At 64.0% G+C, this 20,571-nt stretch carries 30 protein-coding genes; 25 read left to right on the top strand and 5 right to left on the bottom strand.

The window, feature by feature from the left end; all coding sequences use genetic code 11:
• Window positions 1-339 (bottom strand): hypothetical protein, encoded by a 339-nt coding sequence (locus DNK49_RS05660; protein ID WP_110523367.1) that lies wholly within the window; start codon window positions 337-339, stop codon window positions 1-3.
• A 243-nt stretch (window positions 340-582) separates the two neighbouring features.
• On the opposite strand from DNK49_RS05660, the gene DNK49_RS05670 reads away from it, so the two are divergent.
• From DNK49_RS05670 to DNK49_RS05790, 25 genes are all read left to right on the top strand, one after another.
• Window positions 583-2,292, top strand: coding sequence for a nitroreductase family protein (locus DNK49_RS05670; RefSeq protein WP_110523369.1), 1,710 nt, complete (start codon window positions 583-585; stop codon window positions 2,290-2,292).
• Window positions 2,289-3,140 (top strand): ankyrin repeat domain-containing protein, encoded by an 852-nt coding sequence (locus tag DNK49_RS05675; protein WP_243632247.1) that lies wholly within the window; start codon window positions 2,289-2,291, stop codon window positions 3,138-3,140. Before DNK49_RS05670 ends, DNK49_RS05675 begins: the two co-directional genes overlap by 4 nt.
• A 7-nt stretch (window positions 3,141-3,147) precedes the next feature.
• Window positions 3,148-3,474, top strand: a complete 327-nt coding sequence (locus DNK49_RS05680; protein ID WP_110523370.1) for a hypothetical protein — start codon at window positions 3,148-3,150, stop codon at window positions 3,472-3,474.
• 80 nt (window positions 3,475-3,554) lie between these two features.
• A complete protein-coding gene (locus tag DNK49_RS05685) occupies window positions 3,555-4,106 on the top strand; it encodes a flavodoxin (protein WP_110523371.1) in 552 nt (183 codons plus the stop codon).
• 68 nt (window positions 4,107-4,174) lie between these two features.
• A complete protein-coding gene (locus DNK49_RS05690) occupies window positions 4,175-4,498 on the top strand; it encodes a (2Fe-2S) ferredoxin domain-containing protein (RefSeq protein ID WP_110523372.1) in 324 nt (107 codons plus the stop codon).
• A 5-nt stretch (window positions 4,499-4,503) separates the two neighbouring features.
• Complete coding sequence (locus DNK49_RS05695; RefSeq protein WP_110523623.1) at window positions 4,504-4,767, top strand: nitrogen fixation protein NifZ; 264 nt, start codon at window positions 4,504-4,506, stop codon at window positions 4,765-4,767.
• 202 nt (window positions 4,768-4,969) lie between these two features.
• Window positions 4,970-5,734, top strand: coding sequence for a 4Fe4S-binding leucine-rich repeat protein (locus DNK49_RS05700; protein WP_207806899.1), 765 nt, complete (start codon window positions 4,970-4,972; stop codon window positions 5,732-5,734).
• Window positions 5,735-5,789: 55 nt separating this feature from the next.
• Window positions 5,790-6,764, top strand: coding sequence for a hypothetical protein (locus DNK49_RS05705; RefSeq protein WP_110523373.1), 975 nt, complete (start codon window positions 5,790-5,792; stop codon window positions 6,762-6,764).
• 161 nt (window positions 6,765-6,925) lie between these two features.
• Complete coding sequence (gene nifE, locus DNK49_RS05710) at window positions 6,926-8,437, top strand: nitrogenase iron-molybdenum cofactor biosynthesis protein NifE (RefSeq protein WP_110523374.1); 1,512 nt, start codon at window positions 6,926-6,928, stop codon at window positions 8,435-8,437.
• Between the two features lie 10 nt (window positions 8,438-8,447).
• Window positions 8,448-9,836, top strand: a complete 1,389-nt coding sequence (nifN, locus tag DNK49_RS05715) for a nitrogenase iron-molybdenum cofactor biosynthesis protein NifN (RefSeq protein WP_110523375.1) — start codon at window positions 8,448-8,450, stop codon at window positions 9,834-9,836.
• A 16-nt stretch (window positions 9,837-9,852) separates the two neighbouring features.
• Window positions 9,853-10,281: a NifB/NifX family molybdenum-iron cluster-binding protein gene (locus tag DNK49_RS05720; protein WP_243632248.1), complete on the top strand. Its 429-nt coding sequence runs from the start codon at window positions 9,853-9,855 to the stop codon at window positions 10,279-10,281.
• Window positions 10,278-10,721, top strand: coding sequence for a SoxR reducing system RseC family protein (locus tag DNK49_RS05725; protein ID WP_110523377.1), 444 nt, complete (start codon window positions 10,278-10,280; stop codon window positions 10,719-10,721). The genes DNK49_RS05720 and DNK49_RS05725 overlap by 4 nt, the downstream gene beginning before the upstream one ends.
• The gene (locus tag DNK49_RS05730; RefSeq protein ID WP_110523378.1) at window positions 10,718-11,203 is read left to right on the top strand and encodes a NifX-associated nitrogen fixation protein; all 486 of its coding nucleotides are present in this window, start codon (window positions 10,718-10,720) and stop codon (window positions 11,201-11,203) included. The genes DNK49_RS05725 and DNK49_RS05730 overlap by 4 nt, the downstream gene beginning before the upstream one ends.
• Window positions 11,204-11,266: 63 nt before the next feature.
• The gene (locus tag DNK49_RS05735; protein WP_110523379.1) at window positions 11,267-11,485 is read left to right on the top strand and encodes a CCE_0567 family metalloprotein; all 219 of its coding nucleotides are present in this window, start codon (window positions 11,267-11,269) and stop codon (window positions 11,483-11,485) included.
• A 61-nt stretch (window positions 11,486-11,546) separates the two neighbouring features.
• A complete protein-coding gene (gene fdxB, locus DNK49_RS05740; protein WP_110523380.1) occupies window positions 11,547-11,834 on the top strand; it encodes a ferredoxin III, nif-specific in 288 nt (95 codons plus the stop codon).
• Between the two features lie 18 nt (window positions 11,835-11,852).
• On the top strand, window positions 11,853-12,242 hold the full coding sequence (locus DNK49_RS05745; protein ID WP_110523381.1) for a hypothetical protein: 390 nt from the start codon (window positions 11,853-11,855) through the stop codon (window positions 12,240-12,242).
• Between the two features lie 161 nt (window positions 12,243-12,403).
• The gene (locus DNK49_RS05750) at window positions 12,404-12,727 is read left to right on the top strand and encodes a HesB/IscA family protein (protein WP_110523382.1); all 324 of its coding nucleotides are present in this window, start codon (window positions 12,404-12,406) and stop codon (window positions 12,725-12,727) included.
• A 16-nt stretch (window positions 12,728-12,743) separates the two neighbouring features.
• The gene (gene nifU / locus DNK49_RS05755) at window positions 12,744-13,625 is read left to right on the top strand and encodes a Fe-S cluster assembly protein NifU (protein ID WP_110523383.1); all 882 of its coding nucleotides are present in this window, start codon (window positions 12,744-12,746) and stop codon (window positions 13,623-13,625) included.
• A gap of 97 nt (window positions 13,626-13,722) precedes the next feature.
• Window positions 13,723-14,940 (top strand): cysteine desulfurase NifS, encoded by a 1,218-nt coding sequence (nifS, locus tag DNK49_RS05760; protein ID WP_110523384.1) that lies wholly within the window; start codon window positions 13,723-13,725, stop codon window positions 14,938-14,940.
• 32 nt (window positions 14,941-14,972) lie between these two features.
• On the top strand, window positions 14,973-15,830 hold the full coding sequence (gene cysE, locus DNK49_RS05765) for a serine O-acetyltransferase (protein ID WP_110523385.1): 858 nt from the start codon (window positions 14,973-14,975) through the stop codon (window positions 15,828-15,830).
• A complete protein-coding gene (locus DNK49_RS05770; RefSeq protein WP_110523386.1) occupies window positions 15,830-16,345 on the top strand; it encodes a hypothetical protein in 516 nt (171 codons plus the stop codon). The genes cysE and DNK49_RS05770 overlap by 1 nt, the downstream gene beginning before the upstream one ends.
• A gap of 14 nt (window positions 16,346-16,359) precedes the next feature.
• Window positions 16,360-16,674 (top strand): nitrogenase-stabilizing/protective protein NifW, encoded by a 315-nt coding sequence (nifW, locus tag DNK49_RS05775; protein WP_110523387.1) that lies wholly within the window; start codon window positions 16,360-16,362, stop codon window positions 16,672-16,674.
• Window positions 16,675-16,699: 25 nt separating this feature from the next.
• Window positions 16,700-17,191 (top strand): nitrogen fixation protein NifZ, encoded by a 492-nt coding sequence (locus tag DNK49_RS05780; protein ID WP_110523388.1) that lies wholly within the window; start codon window positions 16,700-16,702, stop codon window positions 17,189-17,191.
• Window positions 17,188-18,039 carry a nitrogen fixation protein NifM gene (gene nifM, locus DNK49_RS05785; RefSeq protein WP_110523389.1) on the top strand — a complete coding sequence of 284 codons (852 nt, stop codon included), beginning with the start codon at window positions 17,188-17,190 and terminating at the stop codon, window positions 18,037-18,039. Before DNK49_RS05780 ends, nifM begins: the two co-directional genes overlap by 4 nt.
• A 79-nt stretch (window positions 18,040-18,118) precedes the next feature.
• Entirely contained in the window at window positions 18,119-18,682 is a 564-nt protein-coding gene (locus DNK49_RS05790) for a hypothetical protein (protein WP_110523390.1), read from the top strand.
• A gap of 298 nt (window positions 18,683-18,980) precedes the next feature.
• Here the strand turns inward: DNK49_RS05790 and DNK49_RS05795 are convergent, their stop codons facing one another.
• The 4 genes from DNK49_RS05795 to nifT form a co-directional block, all read right to left on the bottom strand.
• Window positions 18,981-19,250 carry a DUF6129 family protein gene (locus tag DNK49_RS05795; RefSeq protein WP_110523391.1) on the bottom strand — a complete coding sequence of 90 codons (270 nt, stop codon included), beginning with the start codon at window positions 19,248-19,250 and terminating at the stop codon, window positions 18,981-18,983.
• Window positions 19,247-19,975, bottom strand: coding sequence for a dinitrogenase iron-molybdenum cofactor biosynthesis protein (locus DNK49_RS05800; RefSeq protein WP_110523392.1), 729 nt, complete (start codon window positions 19,973-19,975; stop codon window positions 19,247-19,249). The genes DNK49_RS05795 and DNK49_RS05800 overlap by 4 nt, the downstream gene beginning before the upstream one ends.
• A 62-nt stretch (window positions 19,976-20,037) precedes the next feature.
• Window positions 20,038-20,241: a 4Fe-4S dicluster domain-containing protein gene (locus tag DNK49_RS05805; RefSeq protein ID WP_110523393.1), complete on the bottom strand. Its 204-nt coding sequence runs from the start codon at window positions 20,239-20,241 to the stop codon at window positions 20,038-20,040.
• Window positions 20,242-20,270: 29 nt separating this feature from the next.
• The gene (nifT, locus tag DNK49_RS05810) at window positions 20,271-20,495 is read right to left on the bottom strand and encodes a putative nitrogen fixation protein NifT (RefSeq protein ID WP_110523394.1); all 225 of its coding nucleotides are present in this window, start codon (window positions 20,493-20,495) and stop codon (window positions 20,271-20,273) included.
• Between the last annotated feature and the right edge of the window lie 76 nt (window positions 20,496-20,571).

Consider the following 20,571-nt stretch of genomic DNA (forward strand, 5'->3'; position numbering starts at 1 on the left):
TCACGCTGGCTGCCGGTACACCCGCATCCATTGCAGGACAAGCACCGCCATCTCGCTCGCCGCCGTCCACTCCTGCCGCACGCCGGCCTGACCCGCCTGCATTGCACTGTACAGCTCGGACCAGCCCCCCCAATCCAGTTCCGGCATGGCTTCTCGTGCCTCGGCCGGCAACAGGGCAAGGTGACGGGCAATACGCCGCAGGCGCTCAGCCACCGTCGTCCGGGTCAAGCGACTACGCGCGTAGCTGTCCGGATCGAGCCCCTCGATCAGGGTCAGGATGTCGGTCGCCGCCTCTTCGATGTCGGCACAGGTCATTTGATAGGAAGCGTTGGTCACCATTGCATGCTCGAGTGAGGTCCAGAAACTCCACGGGCAAGCAATTCCAGCGCCAGAACCAAAGCCACCAAACCCGCCAAGGGTTGCGGTCTGGTTTGTCGCAAACGCGACAGCGCACCTTGCCGGCGAGGCAATCCGTACACGACGGGATGCAGCAGCGCATGCTGGAAGATGCCACCGGCCGCGCATTTGCTGGACTTCGCGCCGATCCCACCCACCTGGTATCGGATTTGCAAGCAGTCCAGCATGGACCTGCCGACCGACACCCTTCTTCCATCCAGCACGCACCCCGAGGCCGTGACAGCCGTCGCTTGCACGGATCAGACCGTCGTACAGCTTTACCATACCCGCAGCAAACACCGCTTCGAAGCCTATGCTGCCGGCCCCAAGCTGCTTGACTGGGACGCCCAGCCCTCGCCCTTCCGCCGCCACGACGGTGCGCCGGCGCTCAGCCTGCCGCTCAGTCAGGACATCGACCCCGGCAGCGAACTCGCCCTGGCGCTGGCCGTCGATATCGGCCAGCTCGGACAGGACCGGCCAGCGCTGCCAATCACACTCGAAACCCTCGGCGTGCTGCTGCAACACGCCTTCGGCATCACCGCATGGAAGACACTGGGTCCGGACCGCTGGGCGGTCAGGGCCAATCCGTCCAGCGGCAATCTCCACCCCACGGAGGCCTGGCTCATCGCACGCAACATTCCCGGCCTGGCCAATGGCGTGCATCACTACTGCGCCGACGACCACAGCCTCGAGCTGCGTGCAGCCGATGTCGGCGATATGGAAACGCCCCCGGTGCTGTGCATTGCCTTGTCCAGCGTCATGTGGCGAGAGGCCTGGAAATACGGCGAGCGCGGCTTCCGCTACTGCCAGCTCGACATTGGTCACGCAGTCGGCGCATTGGCTCATGCTGCCGCGCTGCTGGGCTGGCATGTCACCGAACGCCCGGTTGGACACGCTGAACTGTCGCACAGACTCGGCCTGGATCGCGAAACGGACTATCCAAACGGCAGACATGCCGAGAACGAACGCGAAGAAGCCGAACTGCTGCTTGATGTCGGCCCCCTCGGCGCCCCACACGACGATCTGCCCCGGCGCTTGCTGAAAACCCTCCAATGCCAATGGCACGGCAAGGCCAGCAGGCTGGATCCGGCACCGATGTATCGCTGGCCGCTGATTCACGACATCGCCCGCGCCACCCGACGCAACACCCCGGCAGCACCGACTCGCCCCCACACTGCGGCGACAGTCTCGCCACTACCCGGCAGTGGTCGTCGCGCCTCAGACGTCCTGCTGGGCCGGCGCAGCGCGCAGCGCTTCTCATCCACACACACGATGACGCAAGCGCAACTGAGCCGCCTGATCGCATGCCTGCTGCCAAGCCGGGCGCAAGGCAGCAGTCCGCTGGCACAACCTCATGCCTTGCAGCCGGTGCTCTTCATCCATCGCGTTGACGGAATGGAGCCCGGCATCTACGTGCTGCAGGAACCCGGACAGCCCACCGCCTTCGCGCACTGCAAGCTGCAAGCTGCAGGACTGGCAGACCGCCCTGAACTCTTTCTGTTGCGCGAATTCGGGCAGGTCGAGCTCTATCGCCTTGCCCGCAGCCTGCACTGCCACCAGGACATCGCCGCAACTGCCTGTTTGGCGATCGGCTTGCTCGCCCCCTTCGAAATCGCGTTTACCGACGACCCTGCCGCTTATCGTGACCTGTTCCGCAACGCCGGGCTGATCGGTCAGTCGCTCTATCTCGGCGCAGAAAGCCTTGGACTGCGCGGCACCGGCATCGGCTGCTACTTCGACGAGCCCGTCCATAAGGCGCTCAGCCTCGATCACAGCCCATGGCAGAGCGCATATCACTTCACCATCGGCCTTGCGATCGACGACACCCGCATTGAAACCGCCCCAGCCTATCCCGAAGCGCGACACAGCGGCCGCCCCCTGGAGGAAACCCGATGACCCTGAGTCCAACGATGAGCCCTGCTGCCGACGTGGCCGCGACCAGTCGGCAGGACCATCGCATTGCCCCCATCGACGCGGCAGACATGATCCTGCGCCACCGTGCCGGCATCCTTCCCGCACTGGCGCTGTTCGATGTCCGCGACGCGACGCATTACACCAAGGATCACATCGACGGCGCGGTCCATCTGAGCGAGGCAGGCTTTCCTGCGGCGATGAGCCGGCTGGCGCGCACCACACCGGTCCTGATCTACTGCTACCACGGCAATGCCAGCCGGACCTACGCCCAATGGTTTGCGGATTTCCGCTACCCGGAAGTCTACAGCGTCGACGGCGGTCACCCGTATCTGGCGACAGCACTTGAGGCCCGATTGAACCCGGACCACCCACCCGCTGTGAACGACACATCAAGTGCGGCGCTGCTTGCCTTCCTGCACGCACACGACTTCGACCCCCAGGACCTCAACGCTCCACGTCAGCATGGCCTGACGCCACTCATGCGTGCAGCCCTGCTTGGCGATACCGCCTTGATCGACGAACTGCTCGCCCTGGGCGCCGATCCGGCACGTCGCAATATGGACGGAAACAATGCGCTCTGGCTGGCCTGCGTGTCGAGCTCCGCTGCCGCGGTACGGGCGCTGGTTGATGCCGGCATCGATATCGACAACCGTAACGACATGGGTGCCACCTGCCTGATGTACACCGCCTCCGCCGGCAAGGACGACATGGTTGCGCTACTGCTCGAATGCGGTGCCAACCCCTTGCTGACCAACTTCGATGACGCTCGTGCGGTCGACCTGGCCGCCACCCGCGCTTGTCTGAAACTGCTTCGCCATACCGCCGGATGACGCCGCCATGACACAGCCCACACTGCACAAGTACCGCACCCTCACTCATCTGCTCGACACCCTGGGCGAGGCCTTCAATGCCGGCCTGCTCGAGGTCGACGAGCGCTGGCGCGACAACGAGGAGGCCCTCGGCCTGTTCATGCCGGGCGATCACTCGCTGAGCGCCTTCATCTACACCTACGGCCAGCCGGTCGGTCGTTACGCGGTCGAGCTGTCCTTCCCTGACGAGGGCGATGCACTCACTTCGGGCGAGCCCCTGGTGCGCGAGGAACTCAGCCTGGCGCGCCTGCTTGGTGTGCTGCGCGCCCACTTCGGCCTGCCCGAGCCCGCATGAAGCCCGAACGCCTTCCCCCCTGTACGGTGCAGCCAGCGCTGCACTGACGCTATCGACACTCTTTCCTGCAGGAGCCCAGCATGGCAAATATCGGCATCTTCTTCGGCACCGACACCGGCCGCACGCGGCGCATCGCCAAATCGATCGCCAAGAAGCTCGGCGACGCGGCGGCCGACCCGGTCAACGTCAACAAGGCGACAGTCGAGGACTTCCTCGGCTACGACGCATTGATCATCGGTACCCCGACGCTGGGCGACGGCGAACTGCCCGGCCTCGCCTGCGGCGCCCAGGCCGAAAGCTGGGCAGAGTTCCTGCCCCAACTCGACGGCGCCGACATGAGTGGCAAGGTGGTCGCCATTTTCGGCCTCGGCGACCAGGACAAATACGGCAACGAGTTCTGCGACGCCATGGCTGAGCTCTACGACTGCGTCACCGCCTGCGGCGCGACCGTGGTCGGCAGCTGGCCCACCGACGGCTACAGCTTCAAGGTCTCCCAGGCCGTTCTCGACGGCGCTTTCGTCGGCCTGGCGATCGACCAGGACAACCAGGCAGCACTGACCGAGGAACGCGTTGACACCTGGCTGGCACAGATCAAGCCCGCCCTGCTCGAAGCGTGCAACGCCGCTGCCTGACCCCGCACCCCCGGCCTTCGGGCCGGCCGGACCATCCATTCACCTGACTTTCCGATCCGGAGTCCATCATGCCCAAACCCAAGAAGCACATCCTCATCTGCGTACAGGGCCGCCCAGCCGGGCATCCCCGCGGCTCCTGTCAGCAAAAGGGCTGCAACGAGATCTATCAGGGCTTCATGGAGGCCTTTCAGGCACGCAACCTGTGGGCCGACTACCTGCTGACCAACACCGGCTGCCTCGGCCCCTGTACCAGCGGCCCCAATGTCCTCGTCTACCCGGAAGGCCTGATGTACTCCGGCGTTGCCGCCAGCGACATCGCCACCATCATCGACGAGCACCTGATCGGCGACAAACCCGTCGAGCGCCTGATGGCGCCGGCCAGCGTATGGTGAACACCATGAACAGCACCCCCAGCTTCGCCCCCGGCGAGATGGTTCACGCGCTCGACGCAATCTACAACGATGGCAGTCTGCCCGATGTCGAGGAGGGCGCCCTGCTCGCCGCGGCAGGGACCCGTGGCGTGGTCGTCAAGGCCGGCCATGTCGAGGCCGCGCCGGACGTCGAGATCTTCCTGGTCCGCTTCGAAGGGCCGGATGCTGTGCTCGGCCCTCCGGTCGGTTGCTTTGCCGACGAGCTCGGCCAGCCTGCGCCCAGCCACTGAGCCTGCGCAATCGGCTTTACCACCGGGCTGTGGTGTTCCAGACATCGGTTCTCGAATCATTGTCTGGAACACGACACGGCAAGCCGTCTTTCCGCCCGGTTCGCACCACACTGGCGCATCCGGATGCTGGCACGCGGCTTGCGCCGACCTCGACAGCTAGCCATGACGGAGGTGACGGCCAACACGCCGTCCACGAGCCCACTTGAGCCAAGAGACACTAACCGGGCTGGACGACTACCAGCCACCCGAGAATCCCTGTCAGCAATGCGCACTGCGCGAAACCCTGCTGTCCGACGGGCGTTGTGGCCCGGGCGACGCCTGCCTGTTCGCCCATAGTGGTCGCCAGATCGACCGCTTCCTGCGGCGCAACCGCGAATTCGCCGAATCCTGTCTGGACGACGGTTTCTGGGAGCGACGGGCAATCGCCGCCCAGTATGCCCCGGTCGAAGCCGTCGTCCGCCTGAGCAAGGACCCCGACGAGACGGTGCGCCGCGCGGTCGCCACCCGGCTGACCGGCGATGCGCTGCTCAAGCTCATTCACGACCCAGACCGCGAAGTACGGATCACCGCTGCCGCCCGCCTGCCCGCCGCCGACCTGCCCCGGCTGATGAACGACACCGACTACGCCGTGCGCCAGCAGGTTGCCCGTCGCATCCCCCATGGTCGCCTGCCGCAGATGATCGACGATCCCGAACCCGTGGTGCGCAAGGAAATCGCCCGCCGTCTTCCTGCTTTTGCACTCAGCCGGATGGCCCGCGATCCTGACCCTGAAGTCCGTGCATTGGCGGCTGGACGCATGCTGCCGGACGACGCCGCGCGCATGCTCGATGACGAGCACTGGCTGGTGCGCGCCGCAGCCGTCCAGCAAGCGCCACTGGAAGCCCTCACCCGCCTCGTCACCAGTGATCCGGAAGACGCAGTACGCCAGCTGGCGGCCGAACGTCTGACCGCCGACGGGGCACCCTGAAATTCACCGATTCAGATTCACTGAAACAATCGCGCTATCGCAGAAGGAAACCATCATGTCCCAAGCCCCGCTCGCGCCGCCCGCCCCCCGGACGACGCCTACCAGTCTCGACGACACCCTGCGTGCGCTATGCGCCACGGTGACGCCACTGCCCGGACATGCCTTACTGCTGGACGCCTTGCGTCGTCAGGGCGGGCCCGAGTTCACCCCGCGCCTGTCGCGTGGCGGCTGGTTCCGTCCTGGCCGCATCCTCGACGCAGACGGCAACACGGTCGCGGACAGCGCCCTCGAGTGGCTCGAGCAAGCCTGGGCCGACTGTGGCGAAGATGGTGCAAGCTTCACTGACGAATACGCTGAAGCCGGCCTGGTGATCACCCTCGAACAAGGCGTCAGCCACTACCTGGTTGCGCCGGCCAGCCGTGCCCCCGACGACTATCTGCAACTCGAAATCGAGGAATTGCAGGAAGTCATCAGTCATGCAGTAGGGGGGCGTGGCCCGGCCATCGACTCGGTCGAAGCCCTGCTCGACCGTCCAGCCGACGCCCCCCCACCTCAGCCGCTCGCCGCACCCCGTTACCGCTTCCGCCGTCTGACCGACATGCGGGGCTTCATTTCAAGGCTCGACCTGCAGGCCGGCAGTCCGCCGCCCGTATTGCGCTTCCTTCGCGACTGGGCGTCGAGCAGCGCCGGCCAGCAGCGCAATTTCTGCGACCACTGGGTCCTTGCCCTGTCCGAGCATCTCGACCGCTTCCGCCAACCGCGCGCCGGCGCGGTGCCGGTTGCGGCACATGCGCCGCAATGGCATGGCACCCCCGGCCTGCGCGGCACCCCGCTCGCCCAGCAGCTGCACGACTACGACCGCGCCGCCGGCTACGGGTTTGCGTGGTATTTCCACATGATCAGCGCGCATCGGGTCCCACGCAACGTGGCCCCCGATGTCTTTGCCGACCTGCAGGACGACATGGCCTATCTGCCGGAGCGCGATGCCGCACTGATCCATGCATGGATGCGCGAACCGTATTCGATCTGAATGCTGACACGCAGGACGTGCTGTCGTGTCGCGGCCAGCACATTGTCGGCTTCGCGACACGACCAACAAGCGGCTTTTCCCTATTTTTCATGAACTTGCTCCGTTCAACGCCTTCGGCACGGAGCTTGCAGGTGTAGAGCATCCCGACACGGAGAGCCACCGTGAAAGCTGCTGACATCGCCGAACTGTTGAACGAACCCGCCTGTGCGCACAACAAAAAGGAGAAATCCGGCTGTGCGCGCCCCAAACCCGGCGCCTCGGCCGGCGGCTGTGCCTTCGACGGCGCCCAGATTGCGCTGTTGCCGATCGCCGACGTCGCCCACATCGTGCACGGCCCGATCGCCTGTTCCGGCAATTCCTGGGACAACCGTGGCACGCTGTCATCCGGCTCCACACTGTACAAGATCGGCATGACCACCGACCTGTCCGAGCAGGACGTGATCATGGGGCGTGGTGAGAAGCGTCTGTTTCACGCCATCAAGCAGGCCATCGACAGTCATTCACCGGCCGCTGTCTTTGTCTACAACACCTGTGTCCCCGCACTGATCGGCGATGACATCGAGTCAGTGTGCAAGGCCGCAACCGAGCGTTGGGGAACGCCGGTGGTACCGATTGATTCGGCAGGCTTCTACGGCACCAAGAACCTTGGCAACCGCATTGCCGGCGAGGCCATGGTCAAGCATGTGATCGGCACCCGCGAGCCCGAGCCAGTGCCCGCTGAAGCGCAGGCTGCTGCCGACGCCGCAGGCATCCGGATACACAACATCAACCTGATCGGCGAGTACAACATCGCCGGCGAGTTGTGGTATCTGACCCCGCTGTTCGACGAACTGGGCATCCGCATCCTCTGTACGCTGTCGGGCGACGCCCGCTTCCACGAAGTACAGACCATGCACCGCGGTGAAGTCAGCATGCTGGTATGCGCCAAAGCGATGATCAACGTCGCCCGCAAGATGGAAGAACGCTACGGCATTCCCTGGTTCGAAGGCAGCTTCTACGGCATCACCGACACCTCGCACGCGCTGCGCGAAATTGCCCGCCTGATCGGTGACGACGACCTCACCGCCCGCACCGAGGCCCTGATTGCCCGGGAGGAAACCCGGGTACGAGCCGAACTGGCCGTCTGGCGGCCGCGACTCGAAGGCAAGCGTGTGCTGCTGTTTACGGGTGGCGTCAAATCCTGGTCAGTGGTTTCGGCGCTGCAGGACCTGGGGATGAACGTGGTCGCCAGCGGCACCAAGAAGTCCACCGAAGAAGACAAGGCCCGCATCCTTGAGCTGATGGGTGACAACACCATCATGCTCGAGAGCGAAGGCGCCCGGGACCTGCTGAACGCGGTCTACGAACTGAAGGCCGACATCCTGATCGCCGGCGGCCGCAACCTCTACACCGCACTCAAGGCCCGCCTGCCCTTCCTGGACATCAACCAGGAACGCGAATTCGGCTACGCCGGCTATGAAGGCATGAAGGAGCTGGTTCGCCAACTCGCGCTGACACTGGAATCGCCAGTGTGGGACGCGGTGCGCAAGCCGGCCCCATGGAGCACACGGGCGATGGTGATCGCCGGCCCCGAGATGGGCGATAGCCCGGATGGCGGTGCCGATGAGCCCGCTCACGGACACGACCACGAGTACGACCCGGCACCGGCCGTCGCTGCCGGCGCCGCAGCCTGAGGAGCAAACCATGGCCGAGATCATCCGTCACCCCAAGGCACTCGCGGTCAATCCACTGAAGTCCTCTGCGCCGGCTGGCGCCGCATTGGCCTTTCTCGGCATTCATCGCGCAATGCCCATCTTCCATGGATCGCAGGGCTGCACGGCATTTGCCAAGGTGTTCTTCGTCCGCCATTTCCGCGAGCCCATCCCACTGCAGACCACTGCCATGGATCAGGTCGCCACGGTGATGAATGCTGACGACAACGTGGTCCAGGCGCTGGCCACGGTCTGCGGCAAGAGCAAGCCCTCGCTGGTCGGGCTGGCCACCACGGCACTGGCCGAAACCCAGGGCACAGACATCCATCGTCTGGTGCGCAACTTCCGCGAACGCCATCCGCAATACGACGCCATCCCGGTCGCCGCGGTGAATACGCCCGATTTCACCGGCTGCCTCGAAACCGGCTACGCCTCGGCAGTCAAGAGCATCCTTGATGCCACCGTGCCCAACACCGCCGGTACCGGTCTGGTCGGCAAACGCAAGAAGCAGGTCAACCTGATCCTCGGCGCCCATATGACGCCAGGCGACGTCGAAGCGATCAAGGAATGGGTCGAGTTGTTCGGTCTGCGCCCGGTGGCGGTACCCGATCTTGCTGATTCGCTCGACGGTCATCTGATTCCAGAAGACACCACCCCTGTCACGCTGGGTGGGACACCGATCTCCGAATTGCAGACCCTGGGGGAGGCGGCAGCCACCATTGTCGTCGGTCGCTCACTGAAGGGGGCCGCCGACCTCCTGGCAGAGCGGACCGGCGTGCCTGACTACCGCTTCGACGGCCTGCTTGGGCTGGAAGCCTGCGACCAGCTGACGGCCACGCTGGCCGAACTCGCGGGCATCGCCGTGCCGGAAAAGCTCGAACGCCACCGCGCACAACTTCAGGACGCGATGGTGGACACCCACTTCATGACCGGTCTGCGCCGGGTGGCCATTGCCGCCGATCCCGATCTGCTGCTGCAACTGAGCACCCTGCTGGCATCGATGGGCAGCGAGATCGTCGCCGCCGTCGCCCCGGTCAAGGCCGCCAGCCTGGCTTCGCTGCCAACGGCACAAGCCCACATCGGCGACCTGGAAGATCTTGAACAACTTGCCCGCGCTGGCGGCGCCGAGTTGCTGATCGCCAATTCGCACGCAGCAGCAACCGCCGCCCGCCTGGGCGTGCCACTGCTGCGTGCGGGCATGCCGCAATACGACCTCGTCGGCGGCTTCTGCAAGACCTGGGTGGGCTACCGGGGTACCCGGCAGGCCCTGTTCGATCTGGCCAACCTGGTACTGCAACATCATGACACCATCGCCCCCCACCCCTCGCGTTATAAGTATCAAACCGCCACGCCGCAGGCAGTTGCGGCTGGTGGGCACTGAGGAGGCACGGCCCATCATGGACGGGGTACGGATCGCCTTCGCCTCTACCGACCGCAGTACGGTGGACCAGCACTTCGGCTCTGCCGAAGCCTTCGCCATCTTCGAGGTCGGCGCGGACAGCGCACAGTTGGTCGAAGTCACCGAGTTCATCGATACCGCACAGGACGGCAACGAGAACAAGCTGCCAGCCAAGATCGGTACCCTGGCCGGTTGTGCCGCGGTGTACTGCCTGGCAGCGGGCGCCTCAGCGGTCAAGCAATTGCTGGCCGCCGGCATACAACCAGTACGGGTCGAGGAAGGCAGCACCATTGATGCACTGATTGCCGACCTGCAGGCCGAACTGGCCAGCGGCCCCGGCGGCTGGTTGGCCAAGGCGGTGAAGAGCCGGCAGCCCGTCGACGCCACCCGCTTCGACGCGATGGAAGCCGAGGGGTGGCAGGAATGATGCGCCGCGCCGGCCGCATCCTGTCCCGCAACGACAATCAGCTGGTGGTGCGCTTCGAGCGCGCCGCAGCCTGTGGCGGCTGCCACGCGGCCAAGGTATGCGGTAGCGCGAAGACCACCGACCTCACCTTGCCCGCCAACGGCTGCTCCGGCCTGTCGGGCGACGAAGTTCAGCTCGAGCTGGACAGCCGCAGCGTCCTGCGCGGCCTGATCGTCACCCACATGCTGCCGCTGGCCGGTCTGCTCACCGGCATGGTGCTGGCCAGCCTGCTTGGTCTCACCGACGCCGGTATCGCCGGCCTGAGTTTTGCCGGTCTGGGGCTGGGTTTCATCGCCTCGCGGCGGATTGCACGCCATCCCGGATGGCAAACCACGCCCCAACTTGTTTCCCATTCTTCCCACGCAGCATTTGCCAGCAACAACCAGGAGTCCGAACGATGATCACCATCGACACCAGCACCGCCCCCGCCGCCACCCTGAGCCCGGAACTGGCCGAGAGCGATTTCTTCAAGGAAATGAACCGTCAGGCCCGTGCGCTGGACAACTACGGCACCTACGACGGCTGGCCGATCGAGCGCGTGCTGGCCCCCTACATCCTCACCAAGGAACAGCGTCGGCAGATTCCGGTCGTGGGCGACCCAGACGACGTCACCATCTCGCGCGTCAAGGCGCTCCACAACGCCATCGCAGCGCTGATCGAGAAGGAATGCGGCTTGATGGCCGTACCCATGGTCAACCTCACGCACGAAGGTTTCGGCCGCGGCATCATCACCGTGGGCAAGCTCGTTGTTTATGACCGCACCCTACGTGATGTGCACCGTTTCGGCTTCGACAGCTTCTCGAAGATGAAGGACGAAGGCGACAAATACCTGTCGGTTGCCCTCGAGATCATTGGCAAATACCCCGAAGTCGCGGGGCTCTGAGGCACCGCGGGCATCGCGACCGGGCAATCAGCCCGGTCGACATCCACCGCACTGGAGATCGACATGACCGACGAAGAACTGAAGGCACTCGAGAAGGAAGTCCGCAAACTCAAGCGCGTTTCCCAGGAATGGGCCTCGCAACTGCACGACCTGGTCGAAGACCGCCTGCCCGGTGGCTACGCCGACCTGCCCGGCATCGCCCAATCGACTTACGACGCCTGCAAGGCCTGGGCCGACGCCAACGACCGCCTCACCGCGGCGACGGCTGCTACCACCGAATAAGTCATACCGGGCGTCGCGAGACGCCCTTTCAACACCTGTCCCAAGCTGCAAAGGAAACATCATGGATCCCATTACCGGCATCACCCGTGGCGGCGCCACTTGGACCCCGGAATTCGTCCTCGAACTGGACGGCAAGAAGTGCATCGGCTGTGGCCGCTGTTACAAGGTCTGTCCGCGCGACGTGTTCGACCTGGTCGAACGCGAGGACGACATGGACGAAGACCTCGATGACGACAACATGATGGTGATGACGCTCAAGAATGCGCTTGACTGTATTGGCTGCGGCGCCTGTAGCCGGGTCTGTCCGAAAGACTGTCACACCCATGGTGCCTCCCCCGTCACTGCCTGACCACCCGCCGAAGCGCCGATGAACGACCTTGCCCTTGTCCTGATTCACAAGCAATCCACCAGCGCACGCCTGCGTTTCGCGCGTTTCGGCAGCACCATGGTCGCCGCCCGCCTGGATAATCCAGCAGCGGACGGCGTCGTGCCGCATCCGGCCCCGCTGGCCGCCGCCGCTGCCGAGCGGCTGGGCCTGCCCGCCAGCGCGCTCAGGCTGGATCCCGAATTCGAGGCTGAAATGCTCGCCCCGGGCGGCACGCTGTCCGTGCGCCTTGCCGAGTTCACCGCCATCGACCCGCCCTTCGAGGCCGTCGCGGCGGTTGACGGCCGTTTTGTCAGCATCACCGAAATCGGCGGCATCCCCGCAACCGAGCGTGACGTCCTGCGCCTGGTCTACGAACACGTCATTGGCTGACGCATCTGTCGCAAATCCGACAATCCCTCGGGGGCGTTTCCTTCGCGACACGACAAACGCCCAACACCACATTAAAAAACAAACACTTAACCAACAGGCACGCGTGGCACGCGGTTTGCGATAAGTCTCTCAAGAGCCCCCTTTCTCCTGGAGACCTGAACATGATCACGCTTACCCCCACCGCTCAGAAAGCCGTCAGCCGTTTCATCTCCGGTTCCGCCGATCCCGTCGCCGGCCTGCGCATCCACGTGCAAGGCGGCGGCTGCTCCGGCCTGCAATACGGCATGAAACTCGAAGCCGAGAAGGCTGAGGACGACGTCGTCGTCGAACTCGATGGTGTCACCCTGCTGGTCGACCCCTACTCCGCCCCGATGCTGGCCGGTGTCACCGTCGATTTCGTCGAGTCGCTGTCCGGCTCCGGCTTCAAGTTCGAAAACCCCAATGCCTCGGGCGGCTGCGCCTGTGGCCAGTCCTTCTCTGCCTGAGACCGGGAGACCAGCCATGTGGGATTACTCCGAAACCGTCAAGGAACACTTCTACAACCCGCGTAACGCCGGCCCGATGGCCGACGCCAATGCCATCGGCGAAGTCGGCTCGATTTCCTGTGGCGACGCCCTGCGCCTGATGCTGAAGGTCGAGCCCGAATCCGAGAAGATCCTCGACGCTTCCTTCCAGACCTTCGGTTGCGGATCGGCGATCGCCTCGAGCTCGGCGCTGACCGAAATGATCAAGGGCAAGACCCTGACCGAAGCCCTCGACGTGTCGAACCAGGACATCGCCGACTTCCTCGGCGGCCTGCCGCCGGAAAAGATGCACTGCTCGGTCATGGGTCGTGAAGCCCTGCAGTCGGCAGTCGCCAACTTCCGTGGCGAAGAGTGGAAGGACGACCACGAAGAGGGCGCGCTGATCTGCAAGTGCTTCGCCATCGACTCGGTGATGATCGAGGACACCATCCGCGCCAACAACCTGTGCTCGGTGGAGCAGGTCACCAACTACACCAAGGCGGGCGGCGGCTGCTCGTCCTGCCACGAAGGTATCGAAGAACTTCTCGCCAAGGTCATGGCGGAACGCGGCGAAACCTTCAGCCCCGCCCCGCCGCCGCCCAAGACCAAGCCGGGCAAGCTGTCCACCCTCGAGCGCATCCGTCGCATCGAACAGGTGATTGAAAAGGCGCGTCCCAACCTGATCCGCGACCACGGAGACATCGAGCTGGTCGATGTCGATGGCAAGACCATCTACGTGTCGATGAAAGGTGCGTGCTCCGGCTGCCAGATGGAAGCCCTGACCCTGGGCGGTATCCAGCAGCAGATGATCGAAGCCCTGGGTGAGATCGTCAAGGTCGTGCCGGTCAAGGCGGTTGCGCCAACCAAGCTGCCGGCCTGAGCCCCACCAGCCACAAGAGCCTGACGAGCCACGCCCGAACCCCGGCGTGGTTCGTCCCCAACACCACGCGCCGAACCGGTGCGTCGCGGAGAGAACCATGAGCGCCCTGCCCCCGATCTATCTCGACAACAACGCCACGACCCGCTGCGCCCCCGAAGCGGTCGCTGCCATGCTGCCCTACTTCACCGAACAGTTCGGCAACCCCTCGTCGATGCACAGCTTCGGCGCCAAGGTGGGACACGAGGTGAAGGCCGCCCGCGCTTCGCTGCAGAAGCTGATTGGCGCCGAGTACGACTCGGAGATCGTGTACACCGCTGGTGGCACCGAAGCCGACAACACCGCCATTCTGTCGGCGCTCAAGGCCTCGCCTGACCGCAAGGAAATCATCACCACCACCGTCGAACACCATGCCGTGCTGCACCTGTGCGATCAGCTGGAGAAGGACGGCTACATCATCCACAAGCTCAAGGTCGACGGCAAAGGCCGGCTGAGCCTTGACGAATACCGCAAGCTGCTGACCGACAAGGTCGCGGTCGTGTCAGTCATGTGGGCCAACAACGAAACCGGCACCTTCTTCCCGGTCGAGGAGATGGCGCGCATGGCGCGTGACGCCAACGTCCTGTTCCACACCGACGCCGTCCAGGCGGTGGGCAAGGTCGAGATCAACATGGCCGAATCGGCCATCGACATGCTGTCGCTGTCGGGTCACAAACTGCATGGTCCCAAAGGCATCGGCGCACTCTACCTGCGTCGTGGCTCGCGCTTCCGCCCACTGCTGCGTGGCGGCGGTCAGGAGCGCGGCCGCCGCGCCGGTACCGAGAACGTGCCTGCGATCATCGGTCTTGGCATTGCTGCCCAGATCGCACGCGAACACATGGCCTTCGAAAATACCCAGGTCCGTGCGCTGCGCGACAAGCTGCAAGCCGGCATCCTGGCCGCGGTCCCCAATGCCTTTGCCACCGGCGACGTCGACAACCGCTTGCCCAATACGCTCAACATCGCGTTCGAGTACGTAGAAGGTGAAGCCATCCTGATGCTGCTCAACAAACAGGGCATTGCCGCCTCGTCTGGCTCGGCCTGCACCTCGGGCTCGCTCGAACCCTCACATGTGATGCGCGCCATGGGGATTCCCTACACCGCTGCCCACGGCACCATCCGCTTCTCGCTGTCGCGCGAGAACACCGAGGACGAAATCGATCGCGTCATCGCCGCGGTGCCGCCAATCATTGCCCAGTTGCGCAAGCTGTCGCCTTACTGGGGCGAGAACGGCCCGATTACCGATCCCGAGAAGGCCTTCGCCCCAACCTACGCCTGACCCGACAAACTCCGTCCGGAGCTCCGAGGACCATGGCCCACGATACTGCCACCATGACTGCCACGCTCGACGCGCCCGCCCCCGGCCTGTTCAGACAGTTGCGTGAAGACGTCGTCTGCGTATTCGCCCGCGATCCGGCTGCACGCAGCACCTGGGAGGTACTCACCACCTACCCGGGCGTCCATGCGCTGATCGCCTACCGCATCGCTCATATGCTGTGGCTGCGCCGGTGGCGTTACCCCGCCCGTCTGGTGAGTTTTCTGGCACGGGTTTGGACCAATGTCGACATTCATCCCGGCGCGCGCATCGGCAAGCGCTTCTTCATCGATCACGGGGCCGGGGTGGTCATCGGCGAAACCGCCGAGATCGGCGATGACGTCACCCTGTACCACGGCGTCACCCTCGGCGGCACCACCTGGAATCCGGGCAAACGCCATCCCACCCTGGGCGACCACGTCGTGGTCGGGGCTGGGGCAAAGATCCTCGGCGCCATCACCATCGGCAGCCGGGTCCGGGTTGGCGCCAACTCGGTGGTGGTGAAGAACGTGCCTGACGACCGCACGGTGGTCGGCATCCCAGCCAAGATCGTGCGCCGCGAGTCGCCCATTCTGGACGCGACCGATGACCTGAACCTCGATCATCACCTGATGCCGGACCCGGTCGGTCATACGCTGAACTGTCTTCTCGACCGGATCAAGACGCTTGAATCCGAGCTTGCCTCGGTTCGGTCACCCGCTGTTGAGTCTGCCGTGCCCCCTTCCAAGGGCACCGCCTACCGCACGATTCCGGTCATGGCTGCCACTGCCGTGGATTGTCTGGCCAATACAGAAGCAGCCTGTCCAGAGTGTGCCTGCCAGCCCGAAAACGAACCCGTCACGGAGGCACGCTGATGGACCTGCTGCATTTCGACCCCGAACCGCTGTACTTCGACGACCCCTTGCCCGAAGGCGTGATGGAGCTGGTCGAACGTGCCGGCGAATTCTACGGCGCCCCCGAAGCGGAGGCTGCGCTGGCCGAGGCGGGACAACGCGCGCCCGACCACCTGCTGGTGCTGGTCGCGCGCTATCGCTATCACTTCTATCGTCACCAGATGGATGAAGCCGCTTCGGTGGTATGGCATGCGATCGCGGTCAGCGGCAAGCGCGTTGGCCTGCCGGCGAGCGGCATGGGCCTGGATGCCACCGCGGTGGCTGCAGCGGGCAAGCTGTCGATGACCCTGACCCGCTTCTATCTGTCGGCACTCAAGGCTGCGGCCTATATCCGCCTGCGCACCGGCGATGTAGGCGGAGCCATTGCGCTGCTAGAACCCCTGGTCAGTATCGACGAAGCCGATCGTCTCGGCAGCAAGGTACTGCTCGACGTTGCACGTGCAACTGAAGAATCCACCTGCACCACCACCCCCTGACCCCGGAGCCCATCATGGACGAACTGACCCTGGACGAAGCAATGGAAGACCTGGTTGCCGCCGAAGACTTCCTCGAGTACTTCGAGGTGCCCTTCGAGCCCCAGGTGGTGCACGTCAATCGCCTGCACATCCTGCAGCGCTTTCATGACTACCTGAAACACAACCCGGCCGAGGGCGACGAAGCCACACGCCGCGAACACCATCGCCGCTTCCTCGAGATGGCCTATCGCGACTTCACCGTCTCCGACGCCGTCACCGAGAAGGTCTTCGCGGTCTTCAAGAAGGCCAGCGGCACCGCTTTCGTTTCGCTGGACTCGGTCCAGCGCTGAACCCACTTCCCTAGCGAGGCACGCCATGCGTACCGAGTTCGATTACGGCGACACTGTTCGCGTCACCCGCAATGTCCGCGACGACGGCACCTATCCGGGCATGGCGGTCGGCGACCTCCTGGTTCGCCGCGGCAGCATTGGCACGGTGATCGGTGTCGGCACCTTCCTGCAGGACCAGATCATCTACACCGTTCATTTCCTCGATGAAGACCGCATCGTCGGCTGTCGGGAAGAAGAGGTGATCGCCGGGGACGCCCCCTGGGCCCCCTCCCGCTTCGAAGCCCGTGAAAAGGTCATTGCCGGGCGCAGTTTTTCGCTGCGGGGAGAAGTGGTTGCCGAAAAGGGTTGCATCGGTGAGGTGATCCGGGTCATACGCGACATGCCGGAAGGAGTGCACTACCACGTCAACTTCCCCGGTTACATGCTCTGTATTCCCGAGACCTCGCTGGAGCCACTGCCCAAGCCGGTCAATCGGCGCAAGCTGACGGAGGCCGATGAAGAGGAGCCGGCGGCATGAGCATCCAGCCCTACTACGCACTGAAGGCCGCACTGGCGCTGTACGGCAAGGACTGCGGCAGCCTCTCCGACAGCGAGCGTGCGCACGCCGAACGGGTTGCGCACCAGTATGCCGAAATCGAGAAAGTCGTCCTGCGCAGCTGCGAAGCGCAAGGCGTCTGTCTCGCGCCGGACGCCATCAGCAATGCGATCGGCGAGATCCGCGGCCAGCACCCTGACGAAGACAGTTTTCACGCCAGCCTGGCCAATGCCGGCCTGGACGAGCAAACACTTGCCGACGCCCTGCAGCGCGACCTGATGGTGGATGCGGTCATGGCACGGGTGGGGGCACAGAGTGGCGAGATCGGAGACACCGAGACGGAGATCTTCTACTTCACCCATCTCGAACGCTTTCACACCCCGGAGCACCGCGTCGCGCGCCACATCCTCATCACCATCAACGAAGATTTTCCGGACAACACCGCTGCCCGTGCGGATCATCGCATCCGCGAGATCGCACGCCGCCTGGGCAATAAACCTGCACGCTTCGAGGAGCAGGCCATCAAGCACTCGGAATGTCCCACTGCACTCAATGGCGGCCTGCTCGGCAAGGTTGCACGGGGCCAGCTTTACCCGGTACTGGATGACGCCCTGTTTCAGCTCGACGCCGGCGCCTTGTCCGGAGTCCTTCATTCAGAACTCGGCTACCACCTGTTGCGCTGCGACGAGATCCATCCCGAACGCACCCTGGCCTACGAAGAAGTCGCCGATTCACTGCGCCACAGACTGACCGAGGAACGCGCCCAGCGCGATGCCAAACGCTGGCTGGCCGCCCTGTTGCGCCAGACCAGCACCACAGCCACCAATTGAGCACGTCGCTCGTATTCATACCCACGGTGCGAGTACGAGCAGTCACACCGCTATTTCCATCACTGCACGAGAGCAAGACATGATTCTGCAAAGTTACGAAGAAAAAGGCCTGCTGTTCAACAGCAACTTCACCGAATCTGCCGGCGCACCGGATCTGTTCGCCTATCGCGGCGACCTGGTGCTGGTCGAAGGGGAGATCGGCGATTCGTCTGGCCGCCGCAAGCCCCCGGTCGCGACCATCCGTCAGAGCGTGCTGCTGGCCAAGGGCGACAAGCTGACGCTGGCTGCCGGCCTGTTCGACGACATTGCCCGCCTGCCCCTTTTCGTCGAGCGTTACGCCGCCGACCTGGCACCGGACGCCAAGGTCCTGTTCTTCGTCAATAACATTGGCAAGCCGCTCAGCCTCACCCTGGACGGCGTCCGCTACGCGCTGCTGCCGCTCGAAGACGGTATGGTGTGGAACGAACTGCTCGAAGAGCTGGCAATCGAGAAAAGCGATCTGAAGGGCCAGTCAGCCGGGGAGAAGGTCGCCACCGTGTGCTCGGCCATGAAGGACTACAAGTTCAAGGGCGACGAAGCCACTCTGGAAGTCGCGCTGGCATCCACCATTGAAGTGAAGCGCAGCGGCCGCGGTCCCGTCTGAGCCCGCCTCATCCGATCGCGCTGATTCACGCGCTCCCTGCGGCCCAGCGTCCACAAACGTGGATACTGGGCCGCTTTCTTGTGAGCCCCTGAATCCGGATCGATTTCGGTCATCCTGTGCAGGTAGTGATCTCGTTGTGCCGTAAAGTCGCAGCCGCTTCAAGTCACACCGCATCCGATTCCAACAGAGGCGCAGACTACCTCAGTCCGACGCGGCTACCGTCAAAAAGACTAAGCCCACACGACACGGTGTTCGCGTGGGCTTGAAACATCCCAGACTTCTTCACTATCGTCGAGTATCAGTCCTCGACAACACTCGCCACCACAATACCGATCGCAGCATCCAGCTCCTTGGTCAGCGCAAGGCAGTGATCCCCGCCACCGATCAGATACAGATTGAAGCCTTTAGCCTCTAGCGCGGGGGATAAACGTGCGGGGATATCGTCTTCAGAGCAGACCACAAAGCGCATCGCAGGCCACTTGGCGCGCAATGCAGTGACGCAGTCGTCGCCCAGCGAGGTCGCCGCCGCGATGACCGCAGCTTCGTCGAGCATGTCCGTGGTGATCATGCGTCAGCCTCCTCTTCGTCAGCGGTGTAGCGCCGCTGACTCGAAGCCCCTGTTCCCAGCACTTTGGCCAGCCACGGTGGCGGACACTTGAGCGTGCCCTGCAACTGGGCAAGCACTTCTCGAGCCGCGCCCCCAACCGGATACTTGACCGGATGGATTCCGGCCCGCACCACCTTGGCCGCCGCCGGGCCGCCAATGGATTGCATGTATGCAAGGTGACAATCGGAGATCAGTGCGGCCCGTGCCACGTTGCGGTCTTCCGCATCCTCGGCACTACGGGTCGAGCGCACTTCGGCAAGGGCGATCTGTGACTCAGTAACCAGATAGACCAGAAAGCGGTTGCACGAACCGAAGTGCCCATCGAGCATTTCGCCTTTGTTCGATGCGACCGCGACGCGTAACAGGCCAGGGCCTTCAGGCAGTTCTGCATCCGGAATCGGTGAGCCGTCGTCGATACCTTCGCCCCACAAATATCGGACTGCCGACTTGAGCGCGTCATTGTCCACGCCGGGATCAACAATTTCGTCGCCCTGCAACAGGGCCTTGATATCCGCAACAGTCACGCGCGCGAGCTTGTCTTCAGTCACTGGAGTGCCGAGGCGATCACCCAACGCACGCACGAAGGCGGCAACATTCACATCGGGCAGGGACCGGGCCGCGAGCGCGATACGCAGCGCCGCTTCGCGGGTGACCGGGCTACCACTTGGGCTGACGGGAGCGTTCATGACGGACCTCATCGAAAAAACACAAAAGGGGTGGATCTGACGATCCACCCCGACATGCTGGATCAGGCCGCGAGCGGCACAATACAGCTATCACCCGCCGGACACACCGCTACGCACTGCGGCTCGTCAAAGTCGCCGTCGCATTCGGTACAGGTCTCGGCGTTGATCTTGAAGATTCCGCCCTTGTCAGTGATCGACTTGGTCGGACAAACCGGCTTGCAGTCACCGCAGGAGGTGCATTCAGCCTGAACGATCTTGAGTGCCATGATGAACTCCTTTCAATGCAGAAAAGCCCTCACTCGGGCGCATCCACACGTTTGGCCCGCACGGAGACCGGCAGCCGCGCCGGCGCAAGCTGCGGCTCGATGTAATAAGTGCCACCGCTTGCGAGCTTGAGCTCTCCGCCCCACTTTTCCGGGGAGTCGAATTCGATCGAGTCGATGTTGTCCTCGAGATCTCGCTTGGGCAGATAAAACACCAGGCCACCGGCCTCGTTCTTGCGAATCATGATATTGGCCACGGCTGGGCTCCTTGCAGACGCATTTAGCAGACAAATGGGTGGGGCTTGGCCCCCCGTATCGACACAAATCCTTGCG

The organism is Parazoarcus communis SWub3 = DSM 12120 (assembly GCF_003226565.1).
Taxonomy (GTDB): Bacteria; Pseudomonadota; Gammaproteobacteria; order Burkholderiales; family Rhodocyclaceae; genus Parazoarcus; species Parazoarcus communis.

Coding starts and splice junctions, on each gene's coding strand:
- DNK49_RS05660 (WP_110523367.1), bottom strand. CDS start 339: ATGGTGACCAACGCTTCCTATCAAATGACCTGTGCCGACATCGAAGAG.
- DNK49_RS05670 (WP_110523369.1), top strand. CDS start 583: ATGGACCTGCCGACCGACACCCTTCTTCCATCCAGCACGCACCCCGAG.
- DNK49_RS05675 (WP_243632247.1), top strand. CDS start 2,289: ATGACCCTGAGTCCAACGATGAGCCCTGCTGCCGACGTGGCCGCGACC.
- DNK49_RS05680 (WP_110523370.1), top strand. CDS start 3,148: ATGACACAGCCCACACTGCACAAGTACCGCACCCTCACTCATCTGCTC.
- DNK49_RS05685 (WP_110523371.1), top strand. CDS start 3,555: ATGGCAAATATCGGCATCTTCTTCGGCACCGACACCGGCCGCACGCGG.
- DNK49_RS05690 (WP_110523372.1), top strand. CDS start 4,175: ATGCCCAAACCCAAGAAGCACATCCTCATCTGCGTACAGGGCCGCCCA.
- DNK49_RS05695 (WP_110523623.1), top strand. CDS start 4,504: ATGAACAGCACCCCCAGCTTCGCCCCCGGCGAGATGGTTCACGCGCTC.
- DNK49_RS05705 (WP_110523373.1), top strand. CDS start 5,790: ATGTCCCAAGCCCCGCTCGCGCCGCCCGCCCCCCGGACGACGCCTACC.
- nifN (WP_110523375.1), top strand. CDS start 8,448: ATGGCCGAGATCATCCGTCACCCCAAGGCACTCGCGGTCAATCCACTG.
- DNK49_RS05720 (WP_243632248.1), top strand. CDS start 9,853: ATGGACGGGGTACGGATCGCCTTCGCCTCTACCGACCGCAGTACGGTG.
- DNK49_RS05725 (WP_110523377.1), top strand. CDS start 10,278: ATGATGCGCCGCGCCGGCCGCATCCTGTCCCGCAACGACAATCAGCTG.
- DNK49_RS05730 (WP_110523378.1), top strand. CDS start 10,718: ATGATCACCATCGACACCAGCACCGCCCCCGCCGCCACCCTGAGCCCG.
- DNK49_RS05735 (WP_110523379.1), top strand. CDS start 11,267: ATGACCGACGAAGAACTGAAGGCACTCGAGAAGGAAGTCCGCAAACTC.
- fdxB (WP_110523380.1), top strand. CDS start 11,547: ATGGATCCCATTACCGGCATCACCCGTGGCGGCGCCACTTGGACCCCG.
- DNK49_RS05745 (WP_110523381.1), top strand. CDS start 11,853: ATGAACGACCTTGCCCTTGTCCTGATTCACAAGCAATCCACCAGCGCA.
- DNK49_RS05750 (WP_110523382.1), top strand. CDS start 12,404: ATGATCACGCTTACCCCCACCGCTCAGAAAGCCGTCAGCCGTTTCATC.
- nifU (WP_110523383.1), top strand. CDS start 12,744: ATGTGGGATTACTCCGAAACCGTCAAGGAACACTTCTACAACCCGCGT.
- nifS (WP_110523384.1), top strand. CDS start 13,723: ATGAGCGCCCTGCCCCCGATCTATCTCGACAACAACGCCACGACCCGC.
- cysE (WP_110523385.1), top strand. CDS start 14,973: ATGGCCCACGATACTGCCACCATGACTGCCACGCTCGACGCGCCCGCC.
- DNK49_RS05770 (WP_110523386.1), top strand. CDS start 15,830: ATGGACCTGCTGCATTTCGACCCCGAACCGCTGTACTTCGACGACCCC.
- nifW (WP_110523387.1), top strand. CDS start 16,360: ATGGACGAACTGACCCTGGACGAAGCAATGGAAGACCTGGTTGCCGCC.
- DNK49_RS05780 (WP_110523388.1), top strand. CDS start 16,700: ATGCGTACCGAGTTCGATTACGGCGACACTGTTCGCGTCACCCGCAAT.
- nifM (WP_110523389.1), top strand. CDS start 17,188: ATGAGCATCCAGCCCTACTACGCACTGAAGGCCGCACTGGCGCTGTAC.
- DNK49_RS05790 (WP_110523390.1), top strand. CDS start 18,119: ATGATTCTGCAAAGTTACGAAGAAAAAGGCCTGCTGTTCAACAGCAAC.
- DNK49_RS05795 (WP_110523391.1), bottom strand. CDS start 19,250: ATGATCACCACGGACATGCTCGACGAAGCTGCGGTCATCGCGGCGGCG.
- DNK49_RS05800 (WP_110523392.1), bottom strand. CDS start 19,975: ATGAACGCTCCCGTCAGCCCAAGTGGTAGCCCGGTCACCCGCGAAGCG.
- DNK49_RS05805 (WP_110523393.1), bottom strand. CDS start 20,241: ATGGCACTCAAGATCGTTCAGGCTGAATGCACCTCCTGCGGTGACTGC.